This is a genomic window from Bradyrhizobium sp. WYCCWR 13022 (assembly GCF_030435535.1).
GTDB lineage: Bacteria > Pseudomonadota > Alphaproteobacteria > Rhizobiales > Xanthobacteraceae > Bradyrhizobium.
The window spans coordinates 897,446-909,564 of sequence record NZ_JAUIZJ010000002.1 but is presented as its reverse complement, the minus strand read 5'-3'; the positions used below and the strand labels follow the sequence as shown (position 1 = coordinate 909,564).

General features: G+C 65.2%; 14 protein-coding genes. 10 read left to right on the top strand and 4 right to left on the bottom strand.

Features of this window, described 5'->3' with window-relative positions; all coding sequences use genetic code 11:
* Positions 1-80: 80 nt before the first annotated feature.
* The 3 genes from QY049_RS05525 (at position 81) to QY049_RS05515 (ending at position 2,279) form a co-directional block, all read left to right on the top strand.
* Positions 81-1,106 (top strand): hypothetical protein, encoded by a 1,026-nt coding sequence (locus QY049_RS05525; protein ID WP_301269177.1) that lies wholly within the window; start codon positions 81-83, stop codon positions 1,104-1,106.
* 103 nt (positions 1,107-1,209) lie between these two features.
* Positions 1,210-1,821, top strand: coding sequence for a TetR/AcrR family transcriptional regulator (locus QY049_RS05520; protein WP_301269176.1), 612 nt, complete (start codon positions 1,210-1,212; stop codon positions 1,819-1,821).
* Positions 1,818-2,279, top strand: a complete 462-nt coding sequence (locus QY049_RS05515) for a PaaI family thioesterase (protein WP_301269175.1) — start codon at positions 1,818-1,820, stop codon at positions 2,277-2,279. The genes QY049_RS05520 and QY049_RS05515 overlap by 4 nt, the downstream gene beginning before the upstream one ends.
* Positions 2,280-2,315: 36 nt before the next feature.
* On the opposite strand, the gene rplI is transcribed toward QY049_RS05515, so the two are convergent.
* The 4 genes from rplI to rpsF all read right to left on the bottom strand — a co-directional run bounded on the left by rplI (position 2,316) and on the right by rpsF (position 4,812).
* Complete coding sequence (gene rplI, locus QY049_RS05510) at positions 2,316-2,915, bottom strand: 50S ribosomal protein L9 (RefSeq protein ID WP_194476297.1); 600 nt, start codon at positions 2,913-2,915, stop codon at positions 2,316-2,318.
* A 48-nt stretch (positions 2,916-2,963) separates the two neighbouring features.
* Positions 2,964-3,941 (bottom strand): DUF2232 domain-containing protein, encoded by a 978-nt coding sequence (locus QY049_RS05505; RefSeq protein WP_301269174.1) that lies wholly within the window; start codon positions 3,939-3,941, stop codon positions 2,964-2,966.
* Between the two features lie 128 nt (positions 3,942-4,069).
* Entirely contained in the window at positions 4,070-4,309 is a 240-nt protein-coding gene (gene rpsR / locus QY049_RS05500; RefSeq protein ID WP_007592020.1) for a 30S ribosomal protein S18, read from the bottom strand.
* Positions 4,310-4,314: 5 nt separating this feature from the next.
* Positions 4,315-4,812 carry a 30S ribosomal protein S6 gene (gene rpsF / locus QY049_RS05495; RefSeq protein WP_128952215.1) on the bottom strand — a complete coding sequence of 166 codons (498 nt, stop codon included), beginning with the start codon at positions 4,810-4,812 and terminating at the stop codon, positions 4,315-4,317.
* Positions 4,813-5,157: 345 nt separating this feature from the next.
* On the opposite strand from rpsF, the gene QY049_RS05490 reads away from it, so the two are divergent.
* From QY049_RS05490 to mltG, 7 genes are all read left to right on the top strand, one after another.
* Complete coding sequence (locus QY049_RS05490) at positions 5,158-5,862, top strand: TetR/AcrR family transcriptional regulator C-terminal domain-containing protein (RefSeq protein WP_301269173.1); 705 nt, start codon at positions 5,158-5,160, stop codon at positions 5,860-5,862.
* A gap of 3 nt (positions 5,863-5,865) precedes the next feature.
* On the top strand, positions 5,866-6,891 hold the full coding sequence (locus tag QY049_RS05485) for a fatty acid desaturase family protein (RefSeq protein ID WP_258761985.1): 1,026 nt from the start codon (positions 5,866-5,868) through the stop codon (positions 6,889-6,891).
* 173 nt (positions 6,892-7,064) lie between these two features.
* Positions 7,065-8,024 carry an ACP S-malonyltransferase gene (fabD, locus tag QY049_RS05480; RefSeq protein WP_301269172.1) on the top strand — a complete coding sequence of 320 codons (960 nt, stop codon included), beginning with the start codon at positions 7,065-7,067 and terminating at the stop codon, positions 8,022-8,024.
* Between the two features lie 10 nt (positions 8,025-8,034).
* On the top strand, positions 8,035-8,772 hold the full coding sequence (gene fabG / locus QY049_RS05475; protein WP_301269171.1) for a 3-oxoacyl-[acyl-carrier-protein] reductase: 738 nt from the start codon (positions 8,035-8,037) through the stop codon (positions 8,770-8,772).
* Between the two features lie 314 nt (positions 8,773-9,086).
* On the top strand, positions 9,087-9,326 hold the full coding sequence (locus QY049_RS05470) for an acyl carrier protein (RefSeq protein ID WP_008130699.1): 240 nt from the start codon (positions 9,087-9,089) through the stop codon (positions 9,324-9,326).
* Positions 9,327-9,434: 108 nt separating this feature from the next.
* Entirely contained in the window at positions 9,435-10,700 is a 1,266-nt protein-coding gene (gene fabF, locus QY049_RS05465; RefSeq protein ID WP_258761984.1) for a beta-ketoacyl-ACP synthase II, read from the top strand.
* Between the two features lie 125 nt (positions 10,701-10,825).
* Positions 10,826-12,097 (top strand): endolytic transglycosylase MltG, encoded by a 1,272-nt coding sequence (gene mltG, locus QY049_RS05460; RefSeq protein WP_301269170.1) that lies wholly within the window; start codon positions 10,826-10,828, stop codon positions 12,095-12,097.
* The last annotated feature ends 22 nt before the right edge of the window (positions 12,098-12,119 follow it).

Sequence of the window (12,119 nt, the reverse complement as noted above, 5' to 3'; positions counted from 1 at the left end):
CGCAGCGCAATCGGCTAAAAGGTGACCGCCGCCGCGCCGGATGCCGGCCGTATCTGTCGGATTTCATGGAGATGATGGGAATGTCGAGCCGAGCGCTTAGCCTCGCCACGGTGCTGTTTCTGATTGGCTTCGGCGCCGCCGATGCCGTCCTGGCGCAGGCGACGAACCTCGAGGCCGGCAAGGCCCCTTCCCAGCTGTTCGCGCAGACCTGCAACGCCTGCCACAAGAGCCCGCGCGGACTGCTGAAGACGGTGTCGCCGGGCTCGCTGCCGGGCTTCCTGCGTCAGCACTACACCACCAGCCCGGACATGGCTGGCGTGCTGGCCTCCTACCTGATCTCCAACGGCGCCACCGACACCCGTTACCAGGCCAAGGACGGGAAGGACGGCAAGGAGAGGAAGGACGGCGCCAAGGACAAGGAGGCCAACACGCCTCCGGGACATTCGCCGGAGCATCAGGGGCGCCGCCAGCGCTCACAGGAGGCCGCGAGGCCCGAGGGCGAGGGTTCAGCGCCTGCGGCTGAAGGCCGTCATAAGCGCGCGGCCCGACCAAGTGAGGAAGGCGCGAAGGAAGGTGCGAAGCCGGAGGCGACCACCGAACAACCGCCCGAGGGCCGCAAGGGCAAGCGCATAAGCAAGCGTGGCAAGCCGGAGACAGACGAGACCGCTGCGCCGAAGGTCGAGTCCAGGACTGAACCGAAGACCGAGCCCAAGGCCGAATCGAAGGCTGAACCAAAGAGCGAGAGCGCCAAGGTCGATTCCGAGTCCAAGCCCGACAGCGGCAAATCAGACAGCTTCAAGCCGGCCGAGAAGCCTGCAGAGGCCAAGCCGGAGAGCGCCAAGGCCGAGCCGAGCGCCAGCGAGACGCCGGCGCTGCGCCCCGATCCGGTGCCTCAGGTGACACCGGCCACGCCGGCGGTCGCGAAGCCGGCTGAACCTGCTGCGCCCAAGCCCGCGGAAGCAGCCGTCTCCAAACCAGCCGAGCCCGCGCCCAGCGCCGAGCCGGCGACCAAGCCCGCTGAGCCAGCGCCGTCCGCGCCCGTCGCTGCGCCGTCACCTGCAGCCGCCGAGTCCTCCGGCCCGCCGGCGCCGCCGATCTCGCGATAGGCAGATCATCTCGTCGATCTCTGGAGGCCGCGCCCTGCGCGGCCTTCTCTCGTCTTGACCAATTTTAGAGTAATACTCTAGAGTAATTCTCTAGGAGAGATCCATGTCATCTGGCATGCGCGACGATCTGTTGGCGGCAGGGCTTGCGGTGTTCGACCGGTTGGGCTTCGAGGGCGCGACCGTGGCCGCGATCCGCGCCAAGGCGCGTGCTTCCAATGGCAGCTTCTTCCATGTGTTCGGCTCGAAGAGGGAGCTTGCCGGCGCGCTATTCCTGGAGGTGCTGCGGCACTATCACGCCGCAATGCTGGCCGCGCTCGATCCGGCGCTGGATGCGGAGCAGGGGATCGGCGGCCTGATCCGCGCCCATCTCGACTGGGTCGTGCTGAGCCGCCGCGAGGCGCGTTATCTCTTCGAGATCTCGCGCAATGAGTGGGGTGACGATGTTCGCGATGCTCAGCGCGCGCAGAATGCGCGGCTCGCCGAAGGCGTCGAACGCTGGCGCGCGCCGCTCGTTGCGCGCGGCGAGCTTTGGCCGATGACACCGGTGATGTTCGTCAGCCAGCTGATCGGCCCAGCGCAGATCTTCTGCCGCGCCTTTCTCTCCGGGCGCGACCGCGCCGATCCACGCGGCGAGGCGGATACGCTGATCGCTTGCGCCATCCGCGCGCTGGTTCCGCCCGGACGCGTCAACAAGCAGGAAAGAGTTGCGTCATGAGCAACGATCCCGATTTCGCTCCGATCGCCGAACGAATCCACGCCAATGTCGGCCGCCAGGGTTTCATGAACCTGGTCGGCGCGGAGCTGTCGGAGATATCGCGGGGCACCTGCACGATTGCGGTCGAGCGCCGGCCGGAGTTGCTGCAGCAGCACGGCTTCTTCCATGGCGGGGTCACCGCTTTCCTGGTCGATAACGCCACGACCATCGCGGCGGCGACCTCGCGCGGCCAGCCGGCGCTGACGGCAGAGTACAAGCTCAATCTGCTGTCGCCCGCGGTCGGCGACAAACTGATTTGCCGGGCGAGGGTGATCAAGCCGGGTCGCCAGGTTTCCGTGGTCGCGGCCGACGTGTTCTGCGTCAACGACGGCGTCGAGAAACATACGGCGACGGCGCTCGCCTCGATCGCGATGCTGAGCGAGGATGTGGGTGCGAAAACGAAAAACCCGGCTGCCTGAGGCAGCCGGGCTTCGCGTTGCGCCTGAGCGCGAGGCTTACTTCTCTTCCACAGCCGGAGCCGGCTCGACGTCGTCGTGCTGGGCTTCCGGATCGAAGAACTCGCCGGCGGCGGCGATCGCCTCGGCGGCCGCGTCGCGGTCCTCGTTGCGGGTCGAGATGTCCTCGCCGCGGTTGATGCGCTCGGCCTCGTCCTGGCTGCGCGCAACGGTGACGGTGACCTCGACCTCGACCTCGGGGTGGACGGCGACGGTGATCGAGTGCTTGCCAATGGTCTTGATCGGCGCGTCGAGCTGAACCTGCGGACGAGCCAGCGAAACGCCGTCGGCCTCGAAGGCGGCAACCACGTCGCGCACCGTGACCGAACCGAACAGCTGGCCGGCTTCAGAAGCCTGACGGATCACGATGATGTTCTTGCCCTCGATCTTCTCGGCGACTTTGGACGCCTCGCCCTTCGAGGCAAGGTTGCGAGCTTCGAGGTCGGCCTTCATGCCGTCGTACTTGGCGCGGTTGTCGGCGGTGGCGCGCAGCGCCTTGCCGCGCTTGAGCAGGAAATTGCGGGCGTAGCCGTCGCGAACCTTCACGACTTCGCCCATCTGGCCGAGCTTGCTCACGCGTTCCAGCAAAATGACTTCCATATTCGTTCTCCTTTGAAGTGCTTTGGGTTTTCAGGTTTCGGGTTGAACTCAAGATGTCGGCAATGGCGGCGGTTGCCGATTGCGCAAGAAGCGCTCGCGGACGCCGAACACGGCGTCAGCGAGCCCAAGGATCACCATCGCGATGACAGGCCAGCCGAAGACCAGGACGACAGCATAGGTCGAGCTAAGCCAGAAGGCGCGGCTCTTCAGCGCGAGCGTCAGCGTATGCAGCACGGCGAATCCGGTCAGCGCGTAAGCCATCATCAACGCCGCCGTGGCGATCTGCGCGACGATCGCGAGCAAGCCACTGGTGAAGCAGAAGGCGAGTGCGATGCAGAGCACCGCTAGCGTCATCGCCGGCAGTTGGGCCGTCTTCAGATCCGGCCAAGGGCGCCGCAGCCGGCCCGATGTCGCCGTCACTTTGGCGCTGAGCCAAAGATTGAGCGTGAGCGTCATCATCGAGACGATGGCGGCAGCAGCCGGAGCGATGTGGATCAATGCGTCGATAAACTGGTCGGCTTCGCCGGACGCCTGCGGATCGGCGGCACGCAGGATGCGCATCAGGCCACGCCGCAGCGTGCCCGTGATGGTCTCGGCGTCGCTACCGAGCGTGAGGAGGGCGGCGATCGTGGTCAGCGCGGCAAAGCCGGCGATCCACAACAGGATGCGGCCGACGGGATACCATTCGATGTCGGGTTCGGCCGGCGCAGCGACCGCCGTGGCAGACGTCGTGTTCTCGACGTGCCGACCGAGCAAGACAAGATGGCCCAGCCACCAGGCCGGCAGTGCGACGGTGACGGCAAAGGCGAGGCAATAGGGCAGGCCAAAGATGGCGCCGAGGCCGATCGCGGCGGCGATACCGCCCAGAGTCGCGTAGAGCGGCCCCCAGCCGATCGCGGCGACCATCAGCGGCAGCGGCGCGAGATAGAACAGGACGAGCGAGATCAGCGCGCCCGACACGATCGAGGCGAACATCAGGGCCGACGCAGCGCCGGCGATCAGGGCTATCAGTCCAAATACCATCATCAGCTGTCCCGCTCCCTTCGAGCGGTTAGAGGCGCTTCGCCCCAACCATCGGCGACCGGACGACCCGGAAGCCTTATGAGTTCAGAAAGTCGCGACCGGCGGCTTGAATGCCGCCGGCCGGATTCGTCTTAGCGAATGACGTAGGGCAGCAGGCCCAGGAACCGCGCGCGCTTGATTGCGCGGGCGAGTTCACGCTGCTTCTTCGCGGACACCGCGGTGATGCGGCTCGGCACGATCTTGCCGCGCTCGGAGACGTAACGCATCAGCAGCTTGGAGTCCTTGTAGTCGATCTTCGGCGCATTGGCTCCCGTGAACGGGCAGCTCTTGCGGCGACGGAAAAACGGGCGGCGTGCACCAGCTTCAGCCATTGTTCTTACTCCCCATCCGTCGTTTCAGCTTCGTCGCGCGGACGGCGCGGGCCGCGATCGCCGCGGAAGCCACCACCGTCACGATCGCCACCACGGAAACCGCCTTCACGGTCGCCGCGGAAGCCGCCTTCGCGCTCACCGCGGAAACCGCCACCGCGGTCGTCACGCTCGCGATCGCGGTCAGCCTTGCGCATCATCGCGGACGGACCTTCCTCGAGCTCCTCGACGCGGACGCTGAGATAGCGGATCACGTCTTCGCTGATGCGCTCCTGGCGCTCGATCTCGGCGATCGCCGCGGACGGCGCGTCGATGTTGAGCAGCACGAAGTGCGCCTTGCGGTTCTTGTTCATGCGGTAGGTGAGGGAGCGAACGCCCCAATTCTCGGTCTTGGTGACCTTGCCGCCGAGACCCTCGACGATGCCGGTCATCTGCGCAGTCAGCTCTTCGACCTGCTGCGTGCTCGCGTCCTGGCGCGCGAGAAAAACATGCTCATAAAGAGCCATTGTCGTCCTTTCCTCGTGTTGGCGCATTGCCCGGCGTCAAGCCCTTAAGAGACCTTCGGAAAGGACTCTGGGATCAAGCTCAGAAGGCGGAAACACGGGACGACGGGCCGACTGGCCCTGCCACACCAAAATCACTGAGGATTTGCTGAGACCGTCCGTTCAGCTCCCGGCCGGGGTCTGCGGATGCGCGCGTTATACGGATTTTGGACGGGTTTGCAAGGTTTGGGGCCGTGGTTTCGGCCCGGATCGTTGCGGTGCCGGGGACGGGGACCGATCCTCCCATACCACGATCCGGCTTGATCTATTTGTTTGTATGCCATACAAATAAATGAGGGAGAAGACCCAATGGCGGAAAAGCCGGCCCAGGAGCCGTTTGAGGCGGCAGGCGACCCCAAACATGCTGCGCGGGCGACGCGTTCGGCCGGGCGCAAGATGCGCTCCCTGCTGCTGGACGCAGCGAGCCCGCTGTTTCGGGAGAGGGGGCTGTCGGGCACTGCGATCACCGAGATCGCGGCCGCCGCGAACGCGTTCCCGAGCCAGATCACCTATTACTTCCGCACCAAGGAGGCGCTGTTCGTCGAATGTGCCTGCCGCGATCTCCTCTATCTGGGCCGTGCGACCGAGCAGGCGGCGCTGAAGGCGCGCACGCCACGGGAGTACACCCGCGCGCTGGCCGAGACCGTGACCGCCGGCGATTCGATCGCATTCTTCGCCGAGGCATTGACGCTGACGCGGCGTCGCCAGGATCTGGCGCCGCTGGTCGAGCGCACGATTGAGCGCCTGCACGCTGAAGGCGCGCGCGCCTATGCGGGCCAGGTGGCGCGCCATGGCTGGCGCTCGCTGCGCGCGCCCGACGAAAGCTCGCGGCGGTTCTGGGCCGTCGCTATCGGCGTCATTCTCGAAGGCTACGCCATGGGTCGCTCGCCAGAGGCACTGTGTGCCGAGATGCTGCGCGTGCTCGGCGAGCAGGCGAAGTCTACCGGCGACACCGCGCGGCTGCGTCTCGTCGATGAAAATGATGGATCAAGCCATTCGGACGGAGAGGGGTAGGCCTTGACCGCGCTTCGCATGCGTGCCCGCGATTTCCTGACCGACGATCAACTCGCCGATGTGCGCCAACGCGTGACCTGGAAGGGCGTCGCGATGATCGCGCACGCCTGGGCGCTCATCATTGGTGCGATCGTGCTGGTCGCGTGGTGGCCCAATCCGATTACCTATGTTCTTGCGGTTGCCATCATTGGCTCGCGCCAGCTTGGGCTCGCAATTCTCATGCATGACGGCGCGCATGGGTGTCTGTCCGCTGACGAGAAGACCAATCTGGCCCTGAGCCAGTGGCTCTGCGCCTATCCTTTGTTTGCCGAGACGCGCAGCTATCGGCGCTATCATCTGCAGCACCATGCGCGCACGCAGCAGGAGGATGATCCTGATCTGGTGCTGTCGGCACCATTTCCAATCACGAAGCTGAGCTACCGCCGCAAGTTCATCCGCGACATTACCGGGCAGACCGGCTACCAGCAGCGCAAGGCGCAACTCCTCAACGCGCTCGGACCGAAGGACTGGCCGTGGCGTCAGCGCGCCGCCCATTTCTGGGAGAAGCTCGGTCCGCAATGCCTCCTCAACGCCGCGATGTTTGCCGGTCTCGCGGCGGCCGGCGTGTGGTGGGCGTACCCGTTGCTCTGGCTGGTGCCGCTGCTCACCTGGATGATGGTCATTACCCGCATCCGCAACATAGCCGAGCATGCTGTCGTGCCTGACAGCAGCGATCCCTTGCGCAACACGCGCACCACGCACGCCAATGTCCTCGAGCGTCTGTTCATCGCGCCGTACTACGTGAACTATCACCTCGAACATCATCTGCTGTTCTACGTGCCTTGCTACAATCTGCCGAAGGTGCATCGTCTGCTCAGCGCGAGCCGGCATGCCGGCCGGATGGAGGTGCAGCCGGGCTACGCGGCGGTGCTGCGGCTTGCGACCACAAAGCCCGATCGTGACGACCGCCCGGGCCAACTCGTGAACAGCGCGCGCCGCGCGCAGGCGGGGGCGGCGGTCGATGCCAACCAGACCAATGGTGGATTTTAGGGGGCCGCATCCCAGGTGAATGCAGGCCGAAGTTCCTATCTTGGCTTGACATTCCGGCCCCGGACAGTGTCTACGGCCCCTTTCGGAGCATGGTCGAGAACCAAGGCTCGGGCCGGACGTCATCGGCTGCCGGGTTCTCGAAGCACACGACTCGAGCGATCCAGGGAGCGCCGATGACGGCAGCATTCACATTTCCAGGACAAGGTTCCCAGGCAGTCGGTATGGGCAAGGCCCTCGCCGACGCTTTTCCGGCGGCTCGCGCAGTGTTCGACGAGGTCGATGCCGCACTTGGAGAGAAGCTGACGGACACGATCTGGGACGGTCCGGCCGAAACCCTTCAGCTCACTGAAAACGCCCAGCCGGCCTTGATGGCAGTGTCCGTGGCCACTCTGCGGGTGCTTGAGGCTGAAGCCGGGTTTTCCGTGGGGCGGGATGCCGCCTTCGTCGCCGGTCACTCGCTCGGCGAATATTCGGCGCTGGCAGCGGCCGGCAGTCTGACGATTTCGGACACCGCGCGGCTGCTTCGTACCCGCGGTCTCGCAATGCAAAAGGCCGTGCCGGTTGGAGCCGGCGCCATGGCTGCGCTGCTCGGCCTCGATTACGAGGCGGCCATGGAGGTCGCCAAGGAGGCCGCGCAGGGCCAGGTCTGCCAGGCTGCCAATGATAACGGCGGCGGGCAGGTGGTCGTCTCCGGCGACAAGGCGGCGGTGGATCGCGCCGTCGAGATCGCCAAGACCAAGGGCGCCAAGCGCGCGATGCTGCTGCCGGTATCCGCCCCGTTCCATTGCCAGCTGATGCAGCCGGCGGCCGACGCGATGGCGGAAGCGCTGTCCAAGGTCACGATCAAGGCGCCGGCAGCGCCGCTGGTCTCCAACGTGCTGGCAAGCGCCATCACCGATCCCGACGAAATCCGCCGCCGCCTTGTTGAGCAGGTCACCGGGACGGTGCGCTGGCGCGAGTCGGTTGCCTACATGGCGGGCCAGGGCGTCACCCGTTTCTTCGAGATCGGGGCGGGCAAGGTGTTGACGGGCCTCGTCAAGCGCATCGCCGACGGCGCCGTCGGCGTTGCCGTCGGCGGACCGAACGATATTGCCGCTGCCAAAGACGCCTTGGCTGCGGCGAAGCAGGGTTGAGGAGCTATCGATGTTCGATCTGACTGGCAAAAAGGCGCTTGTCACCGGCGCGACCGGCGGCATCGGCGGCGCGATCGCGCTGGCCCTGCATGCTCAGGGCGCCACCGTCGCGATCTCCGGAACGCGCAAGGAAGTGCTGGATGAGCTCGCCGGCAAGCTCGGCGAGCGTACCCATGTGCTGCCCTGCAACCTCTCCAAGGCCGATGAAGTCGAGGCGCTTGTTCCCGCCGCGGAAGCTGCGATGGGCCAGGTCGACATTCTCGTCGCGAACGCCGGCATTACGCGGGACAACCTGTTCGTTCAGCTGCGCGACGAGGACTGGGACGAGGTCATCAACGTCAACCTGACGGCGACCTTCCGCCTGGCGCGCGCCGCCACCAAATTAATGATGCGCAAGCGCTTCGGCCGCATCATCGCCATTACCTCGGTGGTCGGCGTGACAGGGAATCCCGGGCAGGGCAATTACACCGCGTCGAAGGCCGGGCTGATCGGCATGATCAAGACGCTGGGCGCCGAATACGCCAAGCGCGGCGTCACCGCGAATTGCATTGCGCCCGGCTTCATCAAGACGCCGATGACCGATGCGCTCAACGACAAGCAGCGCGAGACGATTTTGAGCAAGGTTCCGGCCAACCGCCTGGGCACGCCCGAGGACATCGCGGCCGCCGCCGTCTACCTCAGTTCGAACGAAGCGGCCTACGTGACCGGCCAAACCATCCACGTCAACGGCGGCATGGCCATGATCTGACGCGGCGTTCCGCATTGCCCACATGGGCGGGGCGGGATGCGGCAAACGGCCGTTTCCAGAGCGAAATGAGGCTTGTAGTCAAGGCAGTTGAAGTATGATAACCGGACCTTCAACGGATGGGCAAAGAACGCCATTGCAGGTTTTTGAAACCCTGTATATTGGCGATGCGGAGCCTTGGCCGTCGTTCGCCGGGCCCTGGATCGGTTTGGATGGGGCCAAATCAAGTTCGTAAGTATTAAGGCAAGTAACACGACCACGACGGCTCGTATCGTCCCGGGGGGTCGGGTCTACAGGGAACAACACGAGGTTATGCAATGAGTGACATTGGCGAGCGGGTTAAGAAGATCGTGGTCGAACACCTTGGTGTTGAACCCGAGAAGGTTGTCGACGCAGCGAGCTTCATCGACGACCTCGGCGCCGACAGTCTGGACACCGTCGAATTGGTGATGGCGTTCGAAGAAGAATTCGGGTGCGAGATTCCTGATGACGCCGCCGAGACGATTCTCACCGTCGGCGACGCCACGAAGTTTCTCGAGAAGAACGCGAAGAGCTAAGGCTCTTCATTTTCGCGGGGACAACATTGAAACCGGACGGGCCGCTTCCCAGCGGTCAGCCGGTTTCTTGTTATTGGCCGTGAATCTTTCGATGCGGAGTTTTCGGACATGAGGCGGGTTGTCGTCACTGGTCTCGGCATGGTGTCGCCACTCGGCTGCGGCGTCGAGCCAACCTGGAAACGCATCCTCAACGGCGAAAGCGGTGCGCGCAGGATCGAGAGCTTCGATGTCTCCGATCTGCAGACCAAGATCGCCTGCACCGTCGTGCGCGGCGACGGCAGCAACGACAGCTTCAATCCCGACAAGTGGATGGAGCCGAAGGACCAGCGCAAGGTCGACGACTTCATCATCTTCGGCATGGCCGCAGCCGGCCAGGCGCTCGACGACGCCAATTGGCATCCCGAGACCGAAGAGGACAAATGCGCGACCGGCACCATGATCGGTTCCGGCATCGGTGGCCTCAACGGTATCGCCGACACCGCGATCCTGCTCAAGGAACGTGGCCCGCGCCGGGTGTCGCCGTTCTTCATTCCCGGCCGCCTGATCAATCTTGCGTCCGGCTACGTCTCGATCGCACACGGGTTGAAGGGGCCGAACCATTCAGTGGTCACGGCCTGCTCGACCGGCGCTCACGCGGTCGGCGATGCCGCACGCCTGATCGCGCTCGGCGATGCAGACGTGATGGTCGCCGGCGGCGCGGAGTCGCCGATCAGCCGCATCGGTATCGCCGGCTTCAACGCCGCGCGCGCGCTTTCGACCGGCTTCAACGAGACGCCCGAGAAGGCATCGCGTCCCTATGACAAGGATCGCGACGGGTTTGTCATGGGCGAGGGCGCCGGCGTCCTCGTTCTGGAGGAACTGGAGCACGCCCAGCGCCGCGGCGCGAAGATCTATGCCGAGGTGATCGGCTATGGTCTGTCCGGTGATGCCTATCACATTACGTCGCCGTCGCCTGATGGCGATGGCGGTTTCCGCAGCATGTCGGCTGCGCTCAAGCGTGCCGGCCTGACCGCGTCCGATCTCGACTACATCAACGCGCACGGCACCTCGACGCCGCTCGGCGACGAGATCGAGCTCGGGGCCGTGGAACGCCTGCTCGGCAATGCCGCCTCCAAGGTTGCGATGTCCTCGACCAAATCGTCGACCGGCCATCTGCTCGGTGCGGCCGGCGCGATCGAGGCGATCTTCGCCGTCCTCGCGATTCGCGATAATGTCGTGCCGCCGACCATCAACCTGGACAACCCGTCGGTGGAGACCGCGATCGATCTCGTGCCGCACAAGGCGAAGCAGCGCGAGGTCAATGTCGCGTTGTCGAATTCTTTTGGTTTCGGCGGTACCAATGCGTCGGTGATCGTCCGGCGCCTGGCCCAATAGTTTGCGTTTGAGACGAATCCACCGTTTTGCCGTATTCGGCGATAGTCATGTCTGTGGGCGCGTGCATTTGGCTCGGCAAGCGATTGTCAAGCCGCGATTGAACCGGCAGGATTCAGGTTGCTTCGATGAGTGAAAGGCCGCCCATTTCGCCCAGGAGTCCGCGGGCAGCGCTCGAGCCCGAGCAGGTCCCGCCGCCGCCGAAGCGTTCGGAGCGGGCGCGCAATCCCTTCGTCGTAGTCGGCAACGCCATCATCACCTTGCTCCTGATCGGCATGATCGGCGCGGGTGTTGCCTATTATTACGGCCGGCAGGTGCTGGAGTCGCCCGGGCCGTTGAAGGAAGATAAGGTCGTCAACATTCCCCAGCGCGCCGGGAAGCGCGACATCGCCGAGACCCTGAACCGGGAAGGCGTGACCGACGTCAATCCATGGATCTTCATCGGCGCCGTGGCTGCGCTGAAGGCGAGCTCGGATCTCAAGCCGGGTGAATATTCGTTCCAGAAGAACGCGAGCTTGCGCGACGTCATCGCCACAATCGTCGAGGGCAAGGTGGTGCAGCATGCCGTCACGATTCCGGAAGGGCTGACCTCCGAGCAGATCGTGGCGCGATTGAGCGACAACGACATCTTCACCGGCAGCGTGCGCGAAGTGCCGCTTGAAGGGACGCTGCTGCCCGAGACCTACAAGTTCCCGCGCGGGACCCCGCGCGACCAGGTGATCCAGCGCATGCAGCAGGCGCACAAGCGCGTGCTCGCGGAGATCTGGGAGCGCCGCAGCCAGGATCTGCCGGTCAAGACGCCGGAGCAACTGGTGACGCTGGCCTCGATCGTCGAGAAGGAGACCGGCAAGCCGGACGAGCGCAGCCGCGTCGCCGCGGTGTTCGTCAATCGCCTCAAGCAGAAGATCAAGCTCCAGTCCGACCCGACCATCATTTACGGCCTCGTCGGCGGCAAGGGCACGCTGGGCCGCCCGATCAAGCGCAGCGAGATCACCCAGCCTTCGCCCTACAATACCTATGTGATCGAGGGCCTGCCGCCGGGCCCGATCTCCAATCCCGGCCGCGCCTCGCTGGAGGCCGCCGCCAACCCGGCCCGCACCCGCGACCTCTATTTCGTCGCCGACGGCTCGGGTGGGCATGCGTTCACCGAGACCTACGACGCGCACCAGAAGAACGTCGCGAAACTCCGCGCGATGGAGAAGCAGATCCAGAACGACACCGTCGAGCCGGCCGACGATGCGCCGGCGCCGGCCGCCGCCGCGCCCGCTGGCGCAGATACAGCGCCGACCGCGACCACGCCGCCGGCGCGCCCGACCCAGCAGAAGAAGCCGCCGGCGCGGCCCGCAGCTCCAGCTCGCCAGGGCGCAGTGCAGCCCTCGCCGCCGGTAATCCAGCGCTAGGCCCGGTCCGGCGTCAGGCCCA

What these genes read in the sequence shown, in the direction of transcription:
- QY049_RS05525 (WP_301269177.1), top strand. Translation starts at nt 81, where the DNA reads ATGTCGAGCCGAGCGCTTAGCCTCGCCACGGTGCTGTTTCTGATTGGC.
- QY049_RS05520 (WP_301269176.1), top strand. Translation starts at nt 1,210, where the DNA reads ATGTCATCTGGCATGCGCGACGATCTGTTGGCGGCAGGGCTTGCGGTG.
- QY049_RS05515 (WP_301269175.1), top strand. Translation starts at nt 1,818, where the DNA reads ATGAGCAACGATCCCGATTTCGCTCCGATCGCCGAACGAATCCACGCC.
- rplI (WP_194476297.1), bottom strand. Translation starts at nt 2,915, where the DNA reads ATGGAAGTCATTTTGCTGGAACGCGTGAGCAAGCTCGGCCAGATGGGC.
- QY049_RS05505 (WP_301269174.1), bottom strand. Translation starts at nt 3,941, where the DNA reads ATGATGGTATTTGGACTGATAGCCCTGATCGCCGGCGCTGCGTCGGCC.
- rpsR (WP_007592020.1), bottom strand. Translation starts at nt 4,309, where the DNA reads ATGGCTGAAGCTGGTGCACGCCGCCCGTTTTTCCGTCGCCGCAAGAGC.
- rpsF (WP_128952215.1), bottom strand. Translation starts at nt 4,812, where the DNA reads ATGGCTCTTTATGAGCATGTTTTTCTCGCGCGCCAGGACGCGAGCACG.
- QY049_RS05490 (WP_301269173.1), top strand. Translation starts at nt 5,158, where the DNA reads ATGGCGGAAAAGCCGGCCCAGGAGCCGTTTGAGGCGGCAGGCGACCCC.
- fabD (WP_301269172.1), top strand. Translation starts at nt 7,065, where the DNA reads ATGACGGCAGCATTCACATTTCCAGGACAAGGTTCCCAGGCAGTCGGT.
- fabG (WP_301269171.1), top strand. Translation starts at nt 8,035, where the DNA reads ATGTTCGATCTGACTGGCAAAAAGGCGCTTGTCACCGGCGCGACCGGC.
- QY049_RS05470 (WP_008130699.1), top strand. Translation starts at nt 9,087, where the DNA reads ATGAGTGACATTGGCGAGCGGGTTAAGAAGATCGTGGTCGAACACCTT.
- fabF (WP_258761984.1), top strand. Translation starts at nt 9,435, where the DNA reads ATGAGGCGGGTTGTCGTCACTGGTCTCGGCATGGTGTCGCCACTCGGC.
- mltG (WP_301269170.1), top strand. Translation starts at nt 10,826, where the DNA reads ATGAGTGAAAGGCCGCCCATTTCGCCCAGGAGTCCGCGGGCAGCGCTC.